This window comes from Blastococcus sp. SYSU DS0669, from assembly GCF_054050895.1.
Genome location: NZ_JBJHAE010000006.1, coordinates 105463 through 123271 on the forward strand (window position 1 = coordinate 105463; position 17809 = coordinate 123271).

At 74.6% G+C, this 17809-nt stretch carries 21 protein-coding genes; 7 read left to right on the plus strand and 14 right to left on the minus strand.

Features of this window, described 5'->3' with window-relative positions; translation table 11 throughout:
* Positions 1-13: 13 nt before the first annotated feature.
* On the minus strand, positions 14-418 hold the full coding sequence (locus ACI792_RS08985) for a DUF2237 family protein (protein ID WP_456580365.1): 405 nt from the start codon (positions 416-418) through the stop codon (positions 14-16).
* Between the two features lie 55 nt (positions 419-473).
* Between ACI792_RS08985 and ACI792_RS08990 the strand changes: the two genes are divergently transcribed.
* Complete coding sequence (locus ACI792_RS08990) at positions 474-2444, plus strand: acetoacetate--CoA ligase (RefSeq protein WP_456602292.1); 1971 nt, start codon at positions 474-476, stop codon at positions 2442-2444.
* On the opposite strand, the gene ACI792_RS08995 is transcribed toward ACI792_RS08990, so the two are convergent.
* Genes ACI792_RS08995 through ACI792_RS09005 form a run of 3 tightly spaced genes read right to left on the minus strand, consistent with a single transcriptional unit; the run spans position 2434 to position 4228 of the window.
* A complete protein-coding gene (locus ACI792_RS08995) occupies positions 2434-3096 on the minus strand; it encodes an NUDIX domain-containing protein (protein WP_456602293.1) in 663 nt (220 codons plus the stop codon). The two genes, ACI792_RS08990 and ACI792_RS08995, sit on opposite strands and share 11 nt — an antisense overlap.
* A complete protein-coding gene (locus ACI792_RS09000) occupies positions 3093-3455 on the minus strand; it encodes a DUF4406 domain-containing protein (protein WP_456602294.1) in 363 nt (120 codons plus the stop codon). Before ACI792_RS09000 ends, ACI792_RS08995 begins: the two co-directional genes overlap by 4 nt.
* Positions 3452-4228 carry a DeoR/GlpR family DNA-binding transcription regulator gene (locus ACI792_RS09005; protein WP_456602295.1) on the minus strand — a complete coding sequence of 259 codons (777 nt, stop codon included), beginning with the start codon at positions 4226-4228 and terminating at the stop codon, positions 3452-3454. Before ACI792_RS09005 ends, ACI792_RS09000 begins: the two co-directional genes overlap by 4 nt.
* Positions 4229-4388: 160 nt before the next feature.
* On the opposite strand from ACI792_RS09005, the gene ACI792_RS09010 reads away from it, so the two are divergent.
* Positions 4389-5657 (plus strand): acyl-CoA dehydrogenase family protein, encoded by a 1269-nt coding sequence (locus ACI792_RS09010; protein ID WP_456602296.1) that lies wholly within the window; start codon positions 4389-4391, stop codon positions 5655-5657.
* 85 nt (positions 5658-5742) lie between these two features.
* Here the strand turns inward: ACI792_RS09010 and ACI792_RS09015 are convergent, their stop codons facing one another.
* The 6 genes from ACI792_RS09015 to ACI792_RS09040 form a co-directional block, all read right to left on the minus strand.
* Complete coding sequence (locus tag ACI792_RS09015) at positions 5743-6867, minus strand: FUSC family protein (RefSeq protein ID WP_456602297.1); 1125 nt, start codon at positions 6865-6867, stop codon at positions 5743-5745.
* Positions 6868-6917: 50 nt separating this feature from the next.
* A complete protein-coding gene (locus tag ACI792_RS09020) occupies positions 6918-8159 on the minus strand; it encodes an MFS transporter (RefSeq protein ID WP_456602298.1) in 1242 nt (413 codons plus the stop codon).
* A 53-nt stretch (positions 8160-8212) separates the two neighbouring features.
* Positions 8213-8557, minus strand: a complete 345-nt coding sequence (locus ACI792_RS09025; protein ID WP_456602299.1) for a TfoX/Sxy family protein — start codon at positions 8555-8557, stop codon at positions 8213-8215.
* Between the two features lie 44 nt (positions 8558-8601).
* Positions 8602-9282: a maleylpyruvate isomerase family mycothiol-dependent enzyme gene (locus ACI792_RS09030; protein ID WP_456602300.1), complete on the minus strand. Its 681-nt coding sequence runs from the start codon at positions 9280-9282 to the stop codon at positions 8602-8604.
* Positions 9283-9379: 97 nt separating this feature from the next.
* On the minus strand, positions 9380-11089 hold the full coding sequence (locus ACI792_RS09035; RefSeq protein ID WP_456602301.1) for an alpha-glucosidase: 1710 nt from the start codon (positions 11087-11089) through the stop codon (positions 9380-9382).
* A 37-nt stretch (positions 11090-11126) separates the two neighbouring features.
* A complete protein-coding gene (locus ACI792_RS09040) occupies positions 11127-11510 on the minus strand; it encodes a VOC family protein (protein ID WP_456602302.1) in 384 nt (127 codons plus the stop codon).
* A gap of 126 nt (positions 11511-11636) precedes the next feature.
* Here ACI792_RS09040 and ACI792_RS09045 point away from each other — a divergent pair, with 126 nt between their 5' ends.
* Genes ACI792_RS09045 through ACI792_RS09055 form a run of 3 tightly spaced genes read left to right on the plus strand, consistent with a single transcriptional unit; the run spans position 11637 to position 14092 of the window.
* A complete protein-coding gene (locus ACI792_RS09045; RefSeq protein ID WP_456602303.1) occupies positions 11637-12977 on the plus strand; it encodes an MFS transporter in 1341 nt (446 codons plus the stop codon).
* The gene (locus ACI792_RS09050; protein ID WP_456602304.1) at positions 12965-13357 is read left to right on the plus strand and encodes an FKBP-type peptidyl-prolyl cis-trans isomerase; all 393 of its coding nucleotides are present in this window, start codon (positions 12965-12967) and stop codon (positions 13355-13357) included. The genes ACI792_RS09045 and ACI792_RS09050 overlap by 13 nt, the downstream gene beginning before the upstream one ends.
* A gap of 42 nt (positions 13358-13399) precedes the next feature.
* Entirely contained in the window at positions 13400-14092 is a 693-nt protein-coding gene (locus tag ACI792_RS09055) for a DsbA family oxidoreductase (RefSeq protein WP_456602305.1), read from the plus strand.
* Positions 14093-14099: 7 nt separating this feature from the next.
* Here the strand turns inward: ACI792_RS09055 and ACI792_RS09060 are convergent, their stop codons facing one another.
* From ACI792_RS09060 to ACI792_RS09070, 3 genes are all read right to left on the minus strand, one after another.
* Positions 14100-15062 carry an NAD(P)H-dependent flavin oxidoreductase gene (locus tag ACI792_RS09060; protein ID WP_456602306.1) on the minus strand — a complete coding sequence of 321 codons (963 nt, stop codon included), beginning with the start codon at positions 15060-15062 and terminating at the stop codon, positions 14100-14102.
* A gap of 18 nt (positions 15063-15080) precedes the next feature.
* Positions 15081-15323: an acyl carrier protein gene (locus ACI792_RS09065; RefSeq protein ID WP_456602307.1), complete on the minus strand. Its 243-nt coding sequence runs from the start codon at positions 15321-15323 to the stop codon at positions 15081-15083.
* Between the two features lie 68 nt (positions 15324-15391).
* Entirely contained in the window at positions 15392-15610 is a 219-nt protein-coding gene (locus ACI792_RS09070; protein ID WP_456602308.1) for a hypothetical protein, read from the minus strand.
* Positions 15611-15692: 82 nt separating this feature from the next.
* Here ACI792_RS09070 and ACI792_RS09075 point away from each other — a divergent pair, with 82 nt between their 5' ends.
* Together ACI792_RS09075 and ACI792_RS09080 are read left to right on the plus strand one after the other, a co-directional pair.
* Positions 15693-16013 (plus strand): ArsR/SmtB family transcription factor, encoded by a 321-nt coding sequence (locus tag ACI792_RS09075; protein ID WP_456602401.1) that lies wholly within the window; start codon positions 15693-15695, stop codon positions 16011-16013.
* Positions 16010-16525, plus strand: a complete 516-nt coding sequence (locus ACI792_RS09080) for an SRPBCC family protein (RefSeq protein ID WP_456602309.1) — start codon at positions 16010-16012, stop codon at positions 16523-16525. The genes ACI792_RS09075 and ACI792_RS09080 overlap by 4 nt, the downstream gene beginning before the upstream one ends.
* On the opposite strand, the gene ACI792_RS09085 is transcribed toward ACI792_RS09080, so the two are convergent.
* Positions 16522-17736 (minus strand): NADH:flavin oxidoreductase/NADH oxidase, encoded by a 1215-nt coding sequence (locus tag ACI792_RS09085; protein ID WP_456602310.1) that lies wholly within the window; start codon positions 17734-17736, stop codon positions 16522-16524. The genes ACI792_RS09080 and ACI792_RS09085 overlap by 4 nt on opposite strands.
* Between the last annotated feature and the right edge of the window lie 73 nt (positions 17737-17809).

The window sequence follows — 17809 nt, forward strand, 5'->3', positions numbered from 1 at the left end:
CCGGGCGGGGTGTTCATTCCAGGCCGCTGGCGTCGTCCGGCACGTCGACGGCGTACTGCCGCAGTGCCTCCAGCGGGACGATCTCCAGCGCGCGGGCGTTGGTGGCGGCCAGCACCACCCCCGCGGCGGCCCCGGCCTGGTAGGCCTGCAGCCAGCGGGTGGCGACGACGCACCAGCGGTCCCCCGGCCGCAGCCCCGGGAAGCCGTACTCGGGGCGCGGGGTGGAGAGGTCGTTGCCCAGCTCGCGCTGCAGCGCCAGGAACTCGGTGGAGACCACGGCGCAGACGGTGTGCCGGCCCAGGTCGTCCGGGCCGGAGCTGCAGTGCCCGTCGCGGTAGAACCCGGTCAGCGGCTCGGTGGAGCAGGACTGCAGCGGTCCACCGAGCACGTTCCGCTCGTCAGCGGGGTCGGGCAGCACGGGCGCTCCTCGAGTGGGCGTGGTCGGCGCGCGCTCAGGATGGCATGGTGCCAGCGTGACCGAGAGCACCGAGATCCTCTGGCGGCCCACTGCCGCGTCGATCGCCGGCACCCGCGTGGCCGCCTTCGCCGGCTGGGTGGCGCAGCGCCGCGGCCTCTCCTTCGGCGACCCGGTCGACTACGACACCCTGTGGCGGTGGTCGGTCGAGCACCTCGACCAGTTCTGGGGCGACGTCGCGCGCTGGACCGGGGTGCTCGACGTGCCCGACGACCGGGTGCTCACCTCCCGCGAGATGCCCGGCGCCGTCTGGTTCCCGGGGACGACGGTCAACTACGCCGAGCAGGTCTTCCGGCAGGCCGCCGACGACCGGCCCGCGCTCATCGCCGTCGCCGAGGACGCCGAGCCCGTCGAGATCCCGTGGGCGGAGCTCCGCGGCCAGGTCGGCGCGTTCGCCGCGACCCTGCGCCGGCTCGGCGTGCGCCCGGGTGACCGGGTGGCGGGCTACCTGCCCAACGTCCCCGAGACCGTCGTCGCCTTCCTCGGCGCCGCCTCGGTCGGGGCCGTGTGGTCGACGTGCGCCCCCGACTTCGGCACCCGCGCCGTCCTCGACCGGTTCGCGCAGATCGAGCCGACCGTGCTGGTCGCCGTCGACGGGTACCGCTTCAACGGCCGGGCGCACGACCGCCGGGACGTCGTCGCCCAGCTACGCGAGGCGCTGCCCACCGTGCGGACGACGATCGCCGTCCCGCGGCTCTTCCCGGACGAGGTGCCCGACGGCGCCCTGGCGTGGACCGACGCCGTCGCCGACCGCCAGGACCCGGTGTTCGAGCCGACGCCGTTCGACGCCCCGCTGTGGATCGTCTACTCCTCGGGCACGACCGGGCTGCCGAAGGGGATCGTGCACGGGCACGGCGGGGTGGTGCTGGAGCACCTCAAGTGGGGGCTGCTGCACCAGGACCTGGGGCCGGGCGCGCGCTTCTACTGGTACACCTCGACCGCCTGGATGATGTGGAACGTCGTCGCCTCCTCGCTGCTCTCGGGCGCGACGGCGGTGCTCCACGACGGGGCGCCCACCTACCCGACCCCGGATGCGCAGTTCGCCCTCGCCGCCAAGGTCGGGATCACCCTGCTGGGCACGAGCCCCGGGTACCTGGGCGCCTGCCAGAAGGCAGGCGTCCGCCCCGGAGAGGACCACGACCTCTCCGCGCTGCGCGTGATCGGCTGCACCGGCTCCCCCCTCCCGGACGCCTCCTACCGCTGGGTCTACGACGCCGTCGGCAGGGACCTGCAGCTGGTCTCCGCGTCGGGTGGCACCGACGTCGCGACCGGCTTCATCGGCGGCTCGCCGTTGCTCCCGGTCACGGTGGGCGAGCTGCAGCGGCCCATGCTGGGTGTGGCCGTGCAGTCGTGGAACGAGCAGGGCGAGCCGGTGGTGGGCGAGCTCGGGGAGCTGGTGGTCACCGAGCCGATGCCCTCCATGCCGTTGTACTTCTGGAACGACCCGGACGGCGCCCGCTACCGCGCCGCCTACTTCGAGCCGTGGCCGGGCGTCTGGCGGCACGGCGACTGGCTCGAGATCACCGACCGCGGCACCTGCGTCATCACCGGCCGGTCGGACTCCACGCTCAACCGCGGTGGCGTGCGCATGGGCACCGCCGACATCTACGCCGCCGTCGAGGCGTTCCCCGAGGTGCTCGACTGCGTCGTGCTCGGGGTGGAGCTGCCCGAGGGCGGCTACTGGATGCCCCTGTTCGTGCAGCTCGCGCCGGGGGAGGAGCTCACCGACGACCTGGTCGGGCGGCTGCGGTCGGCCATCCGGGAGCAGGCCAGCCCGCGGCACGTGCCCGACGAGGTGATCGCCGTCCCGGGCGTGCCGCACACCCGCACCGGCAAGCGGCTGGAGGTGCCGCTCAAGCGGCTCTTCCAGGGCGTCGACCCGGCGAAGGCGGTCAACACCGGCACCGTGGACGACGCCTCGCTGGTCGAGCACTACATCCGGCTGGCGAAGGAGCGGCTCAGCTCCTGAACGGTCCCCGCAGCGCGGCCCAGTGCAGCAGCATCACCGTCTTCGCGTCGGCGATGCGGCCGTCCTCGATCATGTCGAGGGCCTCGTCGAACGGGAGCTCGACGACCTCGATGTCCTCGCCCTCTTCCGCGAGCCCGCCGCCGGCCGACGTGCGATCGGCCGGGCGGTAGGGGGCGGCGAAGAAGTGCAGCCGCTCGGTCACCGAGCCGGGGCTCATGAAGACGTCGTACACGTGCTGCACCTCCCCGAGGGTCACGCCGAGCTCCTCCTCGGCCTCCCGCCGGATCGCCACCTCCGGGGCGTCGTCATCGAGCAGCCCCGCGGCGGCCTCCAGCAGGAGCCCGTCGGGGTGCCCGTTGACGTACACCGGGTAGCGGAACTGCCGGGTGAGCAGCACGGTGCGCCGGTCGGGGTCGTAGGGGAGCAGCGTCGCGCCGTTGCCCCGGTCGTAGGTCTCGCGCTGCTCGGTCACCCACCGGCCGTCGCTGCGCCGCCGGTCGAGGGTCGTTCGCCGCAGCACGTGCCAGCCGGCGGCGAGCAGCTCCACGTCGCGGACGACGACGTCGGGGTTGCCGGTCAGGTCCTGCCCGGCCCGGTCCAGCCCGGTCCGGCCGCGGAAGTCGGGGACGTCGATCCCCGGGACGCCGGTCACGCCGACGCCGGGACGTCGGCGACGTCGGTGTAGACCGGGATGCCCCTGGCCCGGGCGAGCGCGACCATCTCGTCGGAGCCGGCCGACGCCCCGGGGAGCCGGAGCAGGGCGTCGGCGCGGGTGACCAGCCGGCGGCCGACCGGGTGGAACACCTCGTCGAAGGCGGCGTCGCCGACCCGCGTCGAGCCGGCCAGCGCGGCCAGGGGCAGCGCGAGGTCCTCGCCGTTGACCGCCAGGTGGCCGGCCCGGAACAGGTCCAGGGTGGCCTGCTGGATGCGGCGGTGGTTGGTCGCGATCGCGCCGGGGTCGTCACCGGTGCCGCTCCGGTAGGGGCCGGCGACCAGGATCATCAGGCTCATGCGGTGGTGACCTCCACCTTCGCGTCGTCGAGGGCGGCGAGGGTGTCCTGCGCCGCCGGGGTCAGCCTCGGGTCGCGGGCGCCGGCGTCGGTCACCAGCCGGCCGGCCGCCGGGAGGTCCGCGACACGGGCGAACGCCCGGACGCCGAGCTTGCTGCCGTCCGCCACCACGAGCGTGCGGTCGGCCTGGCGCAGCCCCACCTGCTTCACCGCGGCGTCCTCGAGCGTGAACTCCGACCACCCGTCGGGGGTTATGCCGCCGATCGACATGACGAACACGTCGAAGGAGAGGGTGGCGAGGACCGCGGCGGTGACCGGCCCCGCCAGGCTCCCCTCGCCGGCGCGCACCTCGCCGCCGACCACGAGCAGCCGGATCCCGGGCTGGTCGGCCAGCACCGCGGCGACCGGCAGGCTCAGCGCGGCCACGGTGAGCGGGGCCCGGCCCAGCAGCGCCCGCGCCACGTGGACCGTCGTCGTCCCGGCGTCGAGGAGCACCGTCGACCCCGGCAGGACGTGCTCGGCCGCCGCCCGGCCGATGCGCTCCTTGAGGCCCGCCTGCCAGCCGGCGCGGGCGGCGAAGCCGTTCTCCGGGGCGTCGACCGCGGTGGCGCCGCCGCGGATGCGGGTGACCAGGCCGCGGCGCTGCAGCTCGTCGAGATCGCGGCGCACGGTCATCTCGCTCACGCCGAGGCGCGCGGCCAGGTCGGCCAGCGTCGCCGTCCCGGCGTTGCGGACCAGCCGCAGCGTCACGTCCAGTCGCTCGGGCACGGCCACGCCGTCATCGTGACAGACTTCTGTGAGGTCTGTGAAGTCATTGTCAGAGCCGCATCGCCGGTGACGCTGGTCACCTCCGCGGGTGGACGCGGTGCGCGGGGGAACGACGAGCCGCGACAGTGGACGCCACCGCCCGCCCGACCGAGGAGGCCGACCGACGATGACGTCGAGCGCCAACCCCGCCAGCGAGATCCTCGAGCCGCAGCCGCCCGTGCTGCTCCCCCCGTGGCACACCCCGGAGCGGGAGGCGCTGCAGGAGCAGGCGCGCCGGTTCGCGATGGAGGAGGTGCTGCCGGTCGCGAACGAGCTCGACCCGCAGAAGGGCCTCATCCCGGCGACCCTGCTGCAGCGGCTGGCCGAGCTGGGGTACTTCGGCATCACCGTGCCCGCCGAGCAGGGCGGGCTGGGTCTGGGCGTCTTCGACTACTGCATGGTCAGCGAGGAGCTCGCCCGCGCGTGGATGTCGACGGCGAGCATCCTGGCCCGCTCCCAGGGGCTCGGCACCGCGGTGCCCGACGCCGACCGCCGGCACGAGCTGATGGCCCGCAGCGCCCGGGGCGAGTGGATCGGCGCGATCGCGCTCTCCGAACCCGACGCCGGCTCCGACCTCGCCGGGGTCTCCACCCGGGCGGTGCTGGACGGCGACGAGTGGGTGGTCACCGGGCGCAAGCGCTGGTGCGGCAACGCCGAGGCCGCCGACTTCATCCAGGTGCTGGTGCGCGAGCGCGAGCCCCAGGAGGGCGAGTCGCGCTCGGCCGGGCTGCTCAACCTCCTGCTGGAGAAGAAGCGTGGCGAGTTCCCGGACGGCCTGTCCGGGCACCCGATCGACAAGATCGGCTACCACGGCTTCCTCACCTGGGACCTGACGTTCGACGGCGTCCGCATCCCGAAGGACAACGTCATCGACCAGGCCAAGGCCGCGCGGGAGGACAGCGACGCCGAGGGCGAGGAGGCGAAGCAGGCCGGGTTCGCCGAGGCGCAGAAGTTCCTCAACACCGCCCGGGTGCACACGGCGGCGCGGGCGGTAGGCCTGGCCCGCGCCGCGCTGGAGGACTCGATCCGCTACCTCCAGGAGCGCGAGCAGTTCGGCCACCCGATCGGCGACTTCCAGGCCCTCCGGTTCGCCGTCGCCGAGATGGCGTCGCAGATCGAGCAGTCCCGCGCCTTCTACCGCCAGGTCGCCCACCTGCTCGACCTCGGGATGCCGGTCGCCAAGGAGGCGTCGATGGTGAAGCTCGAGGCCACCGAGATGTCGGTGCGGGTGACGAACCAGGCGATGCAGCTGCACGGCGGCAACGGCTACACCACCGAGCGCCAGGTCGAGCGGCACTGGCGCGACGCCCGGCTGACCACGATCTTCGAGGGCACCAGCGAGATCCAGAAGCGGATCGTCAGCGACCGCCTGCTCCCCCGCTCGCCGCTCGGCTGAGCCGCGGCGGCTCGGTCCGGCTCGATGGGGACGAGCAGGCTGACGCCCCCCTCGTGGCCTCGGCGTGACCCGGTCGAGGGTCGCGTCACTGCTGCGCCGGGTGATCCGCCGGCTCCGGCGGGCGCACCGCGTCCAGCGAGCGGCGGACGTTGTCGATGATGTTCCCGGCCTCGAACAGGTCGTCGTCGGCGGTCGCCCTGGCCCGGCGCAGCGCGGCGGCGAAGGCGCCGACCGCCTCGTCGGCCTCGCGGACGGTGTCGGGGTCGGCGGCGGCGCTCTCCACCGACCGGAGGACGTCGGCGAGCGCGGCGAGGGCCCCGGAGGCCGTCGGTCGCAGCGCCGGCCCCAGCGCGACGCGCTCGTTCTCCGCGATCTCGGTCTCGGCGATGACCAGGGTGAGGTCCTCGACGAGGAGGGTGAGCCGCTCCAGGGCCCGGGCCTGCTGGTACAGCCGCTCGGCGCTGTCCTGGTACCGCGCGGCCCGGCGGTTGCCGCGCCGGGCCTCGTCGGTCTCCTGGACCGCCGCGCGCATCTGGGCCAGCAGCGGGTCGATGGTGCGCATCCGCCCGCGCCACTCGTCCTGCGTCGGCGGGTGCTCCTGGCGCAGCCCGTCGGCGAGGTCGTCCAGCTGCTCGACGAGGGTCTCGCGCAGCCTCCCCAGGGCCTCGTCGGCGGGGGCGAGCGGCAGCGGCGGGAAGACCGCGGCCACCAGGATGCCGACCAGCGCGCCGGCGAACGTCAGCCCGGCGAAAGCGAGCACGTACCCGGTGGGGTTGTCCTGCCCCAGGACGAGCACGAACAGCGCCGAGGTGGGCAGCCAGCTGCTGCTGCTGCCCAGCCGCCCCCAACCGGCCAGCAGGACGCCGATGGCGACCACGAGCGCCAGGGCCAGGAGCTGCGGGTCGACGAGGGCCTCCCCGGCGAGCGCGATCGCGGCACCGAGGGCGATCGAGGCCACGGTCTGCAGGGACCCGCGGACCGAGCTGGCCAGCGTGGACGCCGTCGTCGCGACCACCGCTCCCAGCGGTGCGTAGTACGGGTAGTCCGCGAAGGGCCCGGGGGCGAGCTGCGCGAGGGCCCACGCCACCGCCGCCGCCACGGCCGCGCGGACGGCGAGGCCGATCCGGGGGTGGCGCGCCCAGGTGCGCCGGACCGCTCCGGGGCGCCGCCGCCACCGCCGGGGAGCGGTGCTCGTCGTGCCCTGCCGCATTCGTCGTCCGTCCCGTTCCCCGTGGTGCCCGACCTGGCATTGCACCACGGTCAGCCCGCGACCGGCACCTCCTCGTCGGCGTGGGCGATCTGCGCGAGCTGGCTCCAGATGAGGACGAGGATGACCGCCGACCCGGCGAAGGCGAACCAGAACGGCCCGGTGATGCCCCAGACGCGCGCGATCAGCCCGCCCAGCGCCTGGCCGACGACGATCCCGCCGAACACCCCGACGTAGTAGAGGCTGCCGACCCGCCCCTGCAGGTGGGCCGGGACGGCGCGCATGCGGACGGTGCGCGACGTCGTCCCCCAGACGAACGCGTGGGCACCGAAGACGAAGAGGACCGCTGCCGCGACCCAGGGGGCGGTGGTCAGCGCGAGCCCGAGGTGGGTGAGGGTCTCGATGACCAGGCCGACGCGCATGAGCAGGGCCAGGCTCGCGCGCCGGGCCAGCCAGTCGTAGGAGACCGTGCCCAGGAGGCCGCCCACCGCCGTCACCGTGCTGAGCAGGCCGAAGCCGATCGGCCCGAGCGCGAGCCGGTCGGTCGCGTAGAGCACCAGCACCGACCACGCGGCGCCGTAGGTGACGTTGAAGGTGACGATCGTGATCGTCAGGGTCCGGACCGGACCGTTCCCCCACGTCCAGCGCAGGCCCTCGACGATCTCGCGGCCGACGTGCCGCTCGCCCTGCGCGCGGGGGAGCGGGGGCAGCGCCATGCGCACCAGCAGCAGCGCGCCGAGCGCGACGCACAGCCCCTGGACGAGGAACGGCCAGGCCGAGCCCGCCGCGAAGAGCACCGCGCCCAGCGCCGGTCCGGCCATCTGGTTCATCGTGAGCGCGCCGGCCATCATCCGGGCGTTGCCGACGCCGAGATCGGCGCGGTCGACCACCATCGGCAGCAGCGTCCCCGAGGTGGTGTCGGCGAAGACCTCGGCGGTGCCCAGCAGGAACATGGCGGCGAGCACCGGCCCGACGCCGATCGAGCCCGTGACGAGGGCGACGGTCAGGACGGCGAGGACGACGGCGCGAGCGACGTCCACGGCGACGACCAGCAGGCGGCGGTCGACGCGGTCGGCGAGCACCCCGGCGTAGAGACCGAACAGCAGCCAGGGGAGACGCTGCAGCAGGGCGGCGAGCGCGACGACGAACGGATCGGTCGTCCGTGACGCCACGAGCAGCGGCCCGGCGGCCAGCGCGATGCCGTCGCCGAGGTTGGTCACCCACGAGGAGCCGACCAGCCAGCGGAACGGCGTCCCCATGCGGGCCGGGAGCACTGCTTCGACGACCCGGCCCACGAGGAGAGGAGCTTAGGCCTCCCGCGGGTGGGCGGCCGGTGCCGCCGGTCGGGTCAGCGCGGTGCCGTCTGCTCGGCGTTGAACTCGAGGACGGCGTCGAGCCAGAAGCTCAGGTCCTCGTCCGCGACGAGCGCGTCCCGGTCGACGGCGATCCACCCCTCGCCCATGGACCGTCCGGCGCCCATCTCCGCCCGGCGGGCGCCGGACACCTCGAGGTACCCGGCGTCGCGAGCGGCGGAGACGCGTACGAGCAGCGCGCCTCCGCCGGCCGAGACGCAGGCGGCCATCTTCCCGTCGACCATGAAGGCGAGGCCGCCGAACATCGTGATCTCGCGGACGGCCCTCCCCTCGGGGAGCGCCTCGCGGACGCGGCCTGCCAGTGCGACGTCGTAGGCCATGCGCGGTCCTCTCGTCGGGAGCGTCGGCAGCGTAGGGCCTGCGGTCACCCCTCGGACGGGCTGCGCTCCTCCCGGTCCCGGTCCCGGTCCTGGCGCCGGGCCGGTGGCGCCAGTCGGGCGCGCAGGACCGGGACGCCGCCACCGTCGAGGTCGTCGAGGGCGGTGGTGCGGCCGGACATCGCCAGCAGGAGGGCGTCGGCGTCCCCGTGCACGGGCCGACCGCTGCCGTGCGCCCAGTCGAGGTCGGCCGCCTCGAACCGGAGCCCGTCCAGCGCGCCGCGGGGGACGAAGCCGCCGTCGGCCAGGTAGGTCAGCGACGTGCGCAGGCGCGGCTCGGGGATGTCGCGCGGGATGCCCAGCGGCCGGCGGATGTCCACGCCGTGTACCAGGAGGTCGGTGAGGGGCGCCTCGGGGCCTGCGCCGGGTGGGGTGAACCGCGAGTCGGCCTTCCGGTGCAGCACCTCGACGAGCTCGGCGAAGGGCCGGCGGGCCTGCTCGCGGGTCACCCGGACGTTCGCCCGGTCGAAGCTGCCGCGGCAGACCAGCATCGCGAGGAGGAACCTCCGGGTGCTCACCTCGAGGGGCACGACCAGGTGGGCGGCGACGTCGTGCACGGTCCACCCGCTGCACAGGCTCGGGGCCGCCTGCTGCTCAGCCGTCAGCCCCGACAGCATCGCCGCCAGGCCGCGGCGCTCCTCGCCGATCTCCGCGAACGTGTCCTGCACGTGGTCATCGTGGCAGGGACCGCCGGATCGAGGCGGTGTCCCCCAGCAGGGCATCCGCCGGCCCCGGATGTCGTGGGGAGGGTCGACGCCGGCCAGGTCACGGCAGGCGCAGGACGCGGGCCTCCCAGGGGCGCAGCTCGGCGGGGTCGTCGTCGGGCAGGTTGCCCAGCACCAGCTCGGCGGCCGGCGCCTCCGGCAGCAGCTCGGCCAGCCGGTAGGGGGTCCGCGACAGGTTGCAGACGACGAGCAGCTCCACCCCGCCGAGCGAGCGGGTGAACGCGTACACGTCGCCGTGGTCGGGCAGCAGCATGGTGAAGTCGCCCAGCGCGACGACGTCGTCGGTGTGCCGGAGCGCGATCAGCCGCCGGTAGTGGGCGAGCACCGAGTTCTCGTCGTCCCGCTGCGTTGCCGCGTTCCACTGCACGTGGTCGGGGTTGACCGCCAGCCACGGCGTCCCGGTCGTGAACCCCGCGTGCGGGGAGTCGTCCCACTGCACCGGCGTGCGGGCGTTGTCGCGGCTCATGTACCGGAGGGCGGCGAGCACCTCGGCCGGGTCGTGGCCGGCCGAGACGGCGTGCACGTGGTGGTTGAGCGACTCGACGTCGGCGAACTCCTCGAGCGCGGTGAACGGGTAGTTGGCCATCCCGAGCTCCTCCCCCTGGTAGACGTACGGCGTCCCCCGGTGCAGGTGCAGCAGCGTGGCCAGGCAGGTCGCGGAGTCGCGGCGGAACTCGGGGGAGTCGTCGCCGAAGCGGGAGACGGCGCGCGGCTGGTCGTGGTTGTCCCAGTAGAGGGAGTTCCAGCCGACGTCGGCCAGGCCAGCCTGCCAGCGGCCGAACGAGGCCTTGAGGTCGCGCATCCGCAGCGGGTGGATGTCCCACTTCGAGGTGCCGTGGTCCAGCCCCACGTGCTCGAACTGGAACACCATGTCCACCTCGCCGCGCGCCGGGTCGGTGAACAGCCGGGCCTGCTCGACGGTCACACCGGGCATCTCGCCGACCGTCAGCAGCGCGCCCGAGCGGCCGGCGACGACCTCGCGGTGCATCTCCTGCAGGAACTCATGGATCCGCGGCCCGCACAGGTAGGACGCCGAGCCGTCACCCAGCGCGGAGCCGGCCAGCGGCGGACCGTCGTGCAGGTGCCCGTCCGGGGCGACGTCCTTGCTGATCATGTTGATGACGTCCATGCGGAAGCCGTCGACCCCGCGGTCGAGCCACCACCGCATCATCTCGTACACGGCCTGCCGGACCTCGGGGTTCTCCCAGTTGAGGTCGGGCTGCCGGCGGTCGAAGAGGTGGAGGTAGTACTCGCCGGAGGCCTCGTCCAGCTCCCAGGTCGAGCCGGAGAAGAACGACTGCCAGTTGGTCGGCTCCGCCCCCGGGGCGCCGGGCGCCATGCCCGCGCGCGGCGGGCGCCACCAGTACCAGTCGCGCTTCGGGTTCTCCGTCGACGAGCGCGACTCCAGGAACCACGGGTGCTGGTCGCTGGTGTGGTTGACCACCAGGTCCATGACCAGCTTCATCCCGCGGGCGTGCAGCGCGGCGATCAGCTCGTCGAGCTGCTCGAGCGAGCCGAACAGCGGGTCGATGTCCTGGTAGTCGCTGATGTCGTAGCCGTTGTCGGCCTGCGGCGAGGGGTAGACCGGCGAGAGCCAGAGGACGTCGACGCCGAGGTCGGCCAGGTGGTCCAGGTGCAGCAGCACGCCGCCGAGGTCCCCGATGCCGTCGCCGTCGCTGTCCATGAACGAGCGCGGGTAGACCTGGTAGACGACGGCACGGGTCCACCACGGCGGCTGCTCACTGGCCATGTGCCCAGCCCAGCACGCCGGGCCGCCGCTCGCAGGGTCAGGGCCCTCCGTGGTGCACCGCCTCCACGTTGTTGCCGTCGGGGTCGCGCAGGAAGACGCCGTAGTAGCCCGGGTGGTACTCGGGCCACACGCGCGGCTCGTGCAGGACCTCGGCGCCGGCCTCGCGCGCGGCGGCGAAGACGGCGTCGACGGCCTCGCGCGACGGCGCGGCCAGCGCCAGGTGCACCGGGCGGTGGCCGGTGTCCTCGGCGGGGCTGGTCCACAGCTGCGGCTGCCCGTCGGGGCCGCTGAGCCCGATCACCGGCCCGCGCGGGGTGTCGATGCGCATCGCCTCGCGGACGCCGCAGGCCGCGAAGACGCGCTGGTAGAAGGCGGCCGCCGCCTCGGCGTCGGCGCACTGCAGACCCAGGTGGTCGATCATGGCGCGGAACGTAGCGGCGGGGACCGGCAGAGCGGGGCACCCCGGTTCCGCCTTCGGGGAAACCGCGTGCCTCCTGTCGTACCCGTCGCCCAGGATGGGCGCGCCCACGACCCACGGAGGAGAGCGATGACGCTGCCACGCGCCCTGGCGCCGTTGCGGCACCGCTCCTACCGGCTGCTCGCGGCGGCGATGGCGCTCTCGTTGCTCACCCAGGGGCTGTGGGCGATCGCGATGGTCTGGCAGGTCGTCGCGCTCGGCGGCGGCCCCGGCGCGCTGTCGCTCGTCGCCGCCATCGGCTCCGGCGGCATGCTCGTCATGGCGCTGCTCGGCGGGGCGCTGGCCGACCGGGTGCCCCAGCGGCACCTGCTGCTGCTCGTGGCGCTGCTGCAGGGCGGCGCGACCTCCGTCGCCGCCGCGCTCTCGCTCGCCGGAGTCCTGGAGGTGTGGCACCTGGCCGTGGTCGCCCTGGTGGACGGTGCGGCCCTCGGGCTGTTCTACCCGGCGTACTCCGCGCTGGTGCCCGCGCTCGTCCCCGAGGGCGACCTGCTCGCGGTGAACGGGCTGGAGGGGGCGGTGCGCCCGGTGCTCGGCCAGGCGGCGGGGCCCGCGGTCGCCGGGTTCCTCGTCGCCGCGTGGTCCCCGGGCGCGGCGATGGCCGGCACCGCCGCCACGGCGTTCCTCGCCGCGGGCTTCCTGCTCGCGCTGCCGCTCACGCCGGTGCGCCGGGAGAGGGCCGAGGGCGCGGCACCGCCCGGTCTGGTCGCCGACGTCCGGGAGGGCGTCCGCTACGTCGTCGCGACCCCCTGGCTGCTGGCCACGCTGCTGTTCGCCGCCCTCATGCTGCTGGCCTTCATGGGGCCGTTCGAGGTGCTCGTCCCCTTCGCGATCGAGGACGCCGGCGGCGGGGCGAGCCAGCACGCGTGGGTGCTGGCCGCCTTCGGGGTGGGCGGCGCCCTGGGCTCGCTGCTGGTGGCGTCGTGGCGGCTGCCGCGCCGCTACCTCACGGTGATGAACCTGCTGTGGGGCGCCGGCTGCCTGCCGATGGTCGTCTTCGGGTTCAGCACCGACCTCGGGGTCATGCTCCTCGCCGCGGCGGCCGTGGGGGCGACGTTCCAGGCGGGCATGGTGATCTGGGGGACGCTGTTGCAGCGCCGGGTGCCGCCCGCCCTGCTCGGCCGCGTGTCCAGCCTCGACTTCTTCGTCTCGCTGAGCCTCATGCCGCTGTCGATGGCGCTCGCCGGGCCGCTCAGCGAGCTGGCCGGGCTCACCGGGGCCTTCCTGGTGGCCGGGCTCGCCCCGCCGGTGTTCGCCGTCGTCGCCATCTGGGCGGGGCGGCTTCCCGCCGACGAACTGGCCCATCCGCTCGACGTCGGCCGGCCCGAGCCGGAGCTGCCGCCCGCTGCTTGGATGGGGGACGACGGCGCCGGGAGAGCCCCGGTGCGGGAGGGAGAACCGTGGCCGAGCTGAGCCGACCCGAGGTCGAGCCGCCGACCGGACCGGCCCCCGACGACCTGGTGATCGAGGACCTCGTCGTCGGCGACGGCCCGGAGGCCAAGGCCGGCGACCTGGTGAGCACCCACTACGTGGGCGTCACCCACGAGGGCGGCGAGCAGTTCGACGCGTCGTGGGACCGCGGCGACCCGCTCGAGTTCCGGGTCGGCGTGGGCATGGTCATCCAGGGCTGGGACGAGGGCATCGTCGGCATGAAGGTCGGCGGTCGCCGCCGGCTGACCATCCCGGCGCACAAGGCATACGGCGAGCGCGGCGCCGGGGGCGTCATCAAGCCGGGTGCGACGCTGGTCTTCGTCGTCGACCTCGTCGGGGTCCGCTCCTTCACCGGCGGCTGACCCGGCGGAAGAAGTCGGGAGGGTGACGGCGTTGGGCCGGGCATGCAGGTAGAGGTCTGGTCCGACGTCGTCTGTCCGTGGTGCTACATCGGCAAGCGCCGGCTGGAGGCTGCGCTCGAGCAGTTCCCGCACCGCGACCAGGTCGATGTCGTGTGGCGCTCCTTCCAGCTCGACCCGACCGCCCCCGAGGGCGAGACGCACCCGACGCTGCCGGCGCTGGCGCGCAAGTACGGCACCAGCGTCGAGCAGATGCGGCAGAACATGGCGCAGGTCGAGCAGGTCGCCGCCGGTGAGGGGCTGGAGTACCACCTCGCCGACGCCGTCAGCGGGAACACGCTCCTCGCGCACGAGCTGCTGCACCTCGCCGCCGAGCACGGCACGCGCAACGAGCTCAAGGAGCTGCTGCTGCACGCCTACTTCGAGGAGGGTCGCTCCGTCTTCGACGTCGAGTCGCTCGTGCCCCTCGGTGTCCGGGTGGGGCTGGACGAGGCGGAGGTGCGCGCCGCGCTGACCGATCGCCGGTACCTGGCCGCGGTGCGCCAGGACAGCGCCACCGCGCAGTCGCTGGGCGCGACGGGCGTCCCGTTCTTCGTCGTCGACCGGAAGTACGGCGCCGCCGGCGCCCAGCCCGCCGAGCTGCTGCTGCAGGTGCTCGAGCGCGCCTGGGCGGACGCGCACCCGCTGGTCACCGTGCCGCCCGCCGAGGGCTGCACCGACGACAGCTGCGCCACCTAGCCCACACCTAGCCCACCAGGTCCGCCACCGCGCGCAGGGCCTGCTCGGCGCCGGCGTCCAGCTCTCGCACCACCTCGGTGGCCGAGCGCTGCGTCGTCACCAGGCCGACCGCCTCGCCCGCGTAGACGGGGGCGGTTGCCGGGTCCCCGGTCCGGCGGCCGTCCACCACCAGCTGCCGGGCCGCGGCGTCGTGCACGAGCTCGTCCTCCCGCCCGTGCCAGGCGCGGGAGAAGTCGTTGACCAGCGCCCGGCCGGGCCACCGCTCCGGCCAGGCGACGCCCTCCGCGACGTCGAAGGCGCGGGTCAGCACGGTCTCCTCGCCCGTCGCCGCCCGCACCCGTTCCCGGGCGGCGGGGGAGTTCAGCCCCTCCGTGCACGACAGCAGCGGTGTGCCGATCCAGACGCCGGCCGCGCCCGCGGCCAGCGCAGCGGCCATCCCGCGTCCGGTGGCGATCCCGCCCGCGGCGAGGACGGGGCGGTCGGTCAGCGCGAGCACCTCCTGCAGGAGGGGGAGCGTGGCGCGGTGCCCGGTGTGCCCACCGGCCTCGCTGCCCTGCGCCACCACGACGTCGACCCCGGCGGCCAGCGCCTGGTGCAGGTCGGCCACGGTGTTCACCTGCGCCGCGACGGCGATCCCGGCGTCGTGCAGGCGCGGGACCCAGGGCGCCGGGTCGCCGAACGAGACGGATACCAGGTCGGGTGTCGCGCCCAGCGTGGCCTCGAGCAGGTCGGGCCGGTCGGGGAGTGCCCAGGCCATCAGCCCGACGCCGAACGGCAGCCCGTCGCCCCGCGGGATCGAGCACTGCTCGGCGACGAAGGACGCCGGCGTCGCGCTGCCGACGCCGATCATGCCCAGCCCGCCGCCGAGCGAGACCGCCCGCGCGAGCGCGCCCCCGGCCACACCGGCCATGGGTGCCCCGATGACCGGCGTGGCGAGGTGGAAGCGGCGGGTCAGCGCGGTCCGGATCACGACCGCATCCTGCCCGCTCTACTGCGTGGCCGGGCCGCCCTGCTCCGTGCCCTGGAGCCGGCCCAGGAACTCGTGGCACCGCCTGGCGCGCTGGGAGTCCTGCTCCATGACCTCGCGGAAGAACGCCGCGATGTCGTCCAGGCCCGCGTTCTCGGCGTCCCGGACGTACTGGCCGTAGTCGTGCCCGGCCTTGAGCGAGTGGTACTGGACGGAGACGAGGTCGTAGAAGACGTCCTCGAAGCCAGTTTCACCGGTGGCCATCGGTCCTCCTCGGTTCAGGTGGGTGGGACGGGCCCGCCTTACCCGGGGAGAACCGATCCGTCACACGATCAGGCCGGCGGGGTGCCGCCGAATGCGCCACCGGTGACGTCGCCGCCGCCCGCCTCGTCCTCGAGGTTCTCGCCGGCGGCCAGCTCGTCCTCGCCGGTCGCTGCCGCGTCGTCCTCCGCGGAGGCGAGGTCGGCACCTTCCCCGTAGGCCCCCGGGTCGGCCTGCAGGGTGCGGGGGTCGTTGAGCGGGTCGGGGGTGTCCGGATCGGTGACGGTCATGGCCGCCTCCTTTCCCGGGGGGGCGCGCGCCAACCCCTCGACCGACCCGTAACACATGTGTTACGCATGGCCGGTGGAGGCGATGCAGGCGCTGGCCGACGGGACCCGGCGTGAACTCGTGGCGCTCCTGGCCGGGGGAGAACGGACCGCGGGGCAGCTCGCTGCGCCGTTCCGGGTGAGCCGTCCGGCGATCAGCCGGCACCTGCGGGTGCTCCGCGAGGCCGGGCTGGTGAGCGTGCGCGCCGACGGGCGCGAGCGCCGGTACTCGCTGGACCCACGGCCGCTGCGGGAGATCGACGACTGGCTGGAGCCCTACCGCGACCTGTGGGCGCAGCGGCTCGACGCGCTCGACACCGAGATCGCCCGCGGCAGGCGGGCGCGGAGCATGGGAGACCCGGCATGACCGAACACCTGGACACCCGGCGCGGCACCGTCACCACGGAGGACGACGGCCGCCGCCGGCTGGAGTTCCGCCGCAGCTGGCCCGACCCGATCGAGGACGTCTGGTCCGCCCTCACCGAGCCCGACCGCATGGCCCGCTGGATCGGCACCTACGAGGGCGAGCGGCGGCCCGGCGGCACCGGCACCTTCACGATGACCCACGAGGACGAGGCGGTCGGCGAGCCGATGACCGTCGTCGAGTGCGACCCGCCGCGGCGGCTCGTCGTGCAGTGGGTCCAGGAGCAGGAGGGCTCCGGCGTGTGGCGGATCGACCTCGACCTCTCCACCGAGGGCGATCGGACCGTCCTCCGCTTCGTCCAGGTCTTCGCCGCCGGCGTCGACGTCACCGACTACGCCATGGGCTGGCACTGGTACCTGGACAAGTTCGACGCCGAGGTGAGCGGCCGGCCCGCGCCCGGCCGCTGGGACGAGTTCGCCGCGGAGGTCGGCCCCGCCTACGGCCGCGCAGGCTAGTTCCGTCGGCCCCGGTTCTGAGGCCCGCCCTGAGCGTGCGAAGGGTGGGGGGAACGGGGGTCCTCCGTCTGGACCGGGTCGGGGCCGGTCCACGGGCCCAGCCGGCCGAGGAGCCGGTCGCGGGAGGCCAGCCGCGGCCCGGCCTGCACCGGGTAGGCGTCGTAGGTCTCGGTGAGCTCGCGGGCCGCGTGAGCGGCGAAGTTCGGGTCGTCCTGGGCCTCCCGGGCGACCGCGACCAGGTCCGCCGAGCCACCAGCGACGATCGCCTCCGCCTGTCGGGCGTCGACGACCAGGCCGACGGCCATGGTCGGCAGGTCCGCCCCGTCGCGGATGTCGCGGGCGTAGGGCACCTGGTAGCCGTAGCCGATCGGGTGCTCCCAGCCGCCGCCGATTCCGCCGCCGGAGACGTCGACCGCGTCCACCCCCCGGGCGCGCAGCTCGCGGGCGAGGGCGACGGTGTCCTCGATGGTCAGCCCGTCCCCCGAACCGTCGACGGCGGAGACGCGGACCAGCACCGGCTTGCCCTCCGGCCAGGCGGCGCGCACGGCGTCGACCACCTCGAGCGGGAAGCGCATCCGGCCCTCCCGCGAACCGCCGTACGCGTCCTCGCGCCGGTTGGTGAGCGGGGAGAGGAACTGGTGCAGCAGGTAGCCGTGCGCGGCGTGCACCTCGACGACGTCGAACCCGGCGGCGTCGGCCCGGCGGGCGGCGGCGACGAAGGCGTCGCGCACCTCGGCCAGCTCCTCGGCCGTCAGCGCGTGCGGCACCGGCCACCCCGGCCCGGCGGGGACGGGGGACGCCGAGACCGTCGGCCACGGCGCCTCACCCGGGTGGGCGTCGTCCTCGGTCACCGGACCCGAGCCCTCCCACGGACGGCGGCTGCTGGCCTTGGCCCCGGCGTGCGCCAGCTGGATGCCGGCCGCGGCGCCCTCGGCGTGCAGGAAGTCGACCACCCGGGCCAGCCCCCGGACGTGGTCGTCGGACCACAGGCCGACGTCGCCGTGGCTGATCCGGCCCCCCGGGGTGACGGCGGTCGCCTCGACGACCACCAGGCCGAAGCCGCCCAGCGCGAACCGCCCGAGGTGCACGAGGTGGTAGTCCCCGACCAGCCCGTCGGCGACCGAGTACTGGCACATGGGGGCCACGGCGAGGCGGTTGCGCAGCGTGACGTCGCGGAGGCGGAAAGGCGAGAGGAGGATGGGGGTGCTCACGAGGTGTGGCGAACGCCGCGTTCCGGCAGGCTGTTCCGAGGTGAGCACAAGACGTCCTATACGTAACATTTGT

What these genes read in the sequence shown, in the direction of transcription:
- ACI792_RS09000 (WP_456602294.1), bottom strand. Translation starts at nt 3,455, where the DNA reads ATGAGCCTGATGATCCTGGTCGCCGGCCCCTACCGGAGCGGCACCGGT.
- ACI792_RS09010 (WP_456602296.1), top strand. Translation starts at nt 4,389, where the DNA reads ATGACGTCGAGCGCCAACCCCGCCAGCGAGATCCTCGAGCCGCAGCCG.
- ACI792_RS09015 (WP_456602297.1), bottom strand. Translation starts at nt 6,867, where the DNA reads ATGCGGCAGGGCACGACGAGCACCGCTCCCCGGCGGTGGCGGCGGCGC.
- ACI792_RS09025 (WP_456602299.1), bottom strand. Translation starts at nt 8,557, where the DNA reads ATGGCCTACGACGTCGCACTGGCAGGCCGCGTCCGCGAGGCGCTCCCC.
- ACI792_RS09035 (WP_456602301.1), bottom strand. Translation starts at nt 11,089, where the DNA reads ATGGCCAGTGAGCAGCCGCCGTGGTGGACCCGTGCCGTCGTCTACCAG.
- ACI792_RS09040 (WP_456602302.1), bottom strand. Translation starts at nt 11,510, where the DNA reads ATGATCGACCACCTGGGTCTGCAGTGCGCCGACGCCGAGGCGGCGGCC.
- ACI792_RS09045 (WP_456602303.1), top strand. Translation starts at nt 11,637, where the DNA reads ATGACGCTGCCACGCGCCCTGGCGCCGTTGCGGCACCGCTCCTACCGG.
- ACI792_RS09055 (WP_456602305.1), top strand. Translation starts at nt 13,400, where the DNA reads ATGCAGGTAGAGGTCTGGTCCGACGTCGTCTGTCCGTGGTGCTACATC.
- ACI792_RS09065 (WP_456602307.1), bottom strand. Translation starts at nt 15,323, where the DNA reads ATGGCCACCGGTGAAACTGGCTTCGAGGACGTCTTCTACGACCTCGTC.
- ACI792_RS09070 (WP_456602308.1), bottom strand. Translation starts at nt 15,610, where the DNA reads ATGACCGTCACCGATCCGGACACCCCCGACCCGCTCAACGACCCCCGC.
- ACI792_RS09075 (WP_456602401.1), top strand. Translation starts at nt 15,693, where the DNA reads ATGCAGGCGCTGGCCGACGGGACCCGGCGTGAACTCGTGGCGCTCCTG.
- ACI792_RS09080 (WP_456602309.1), top strand. Translation starts at nt 16,010, where the DNA reads ATGACCGAACACCTGGACACCCGGCGCGGCACCGTCACCACGGAGGAC.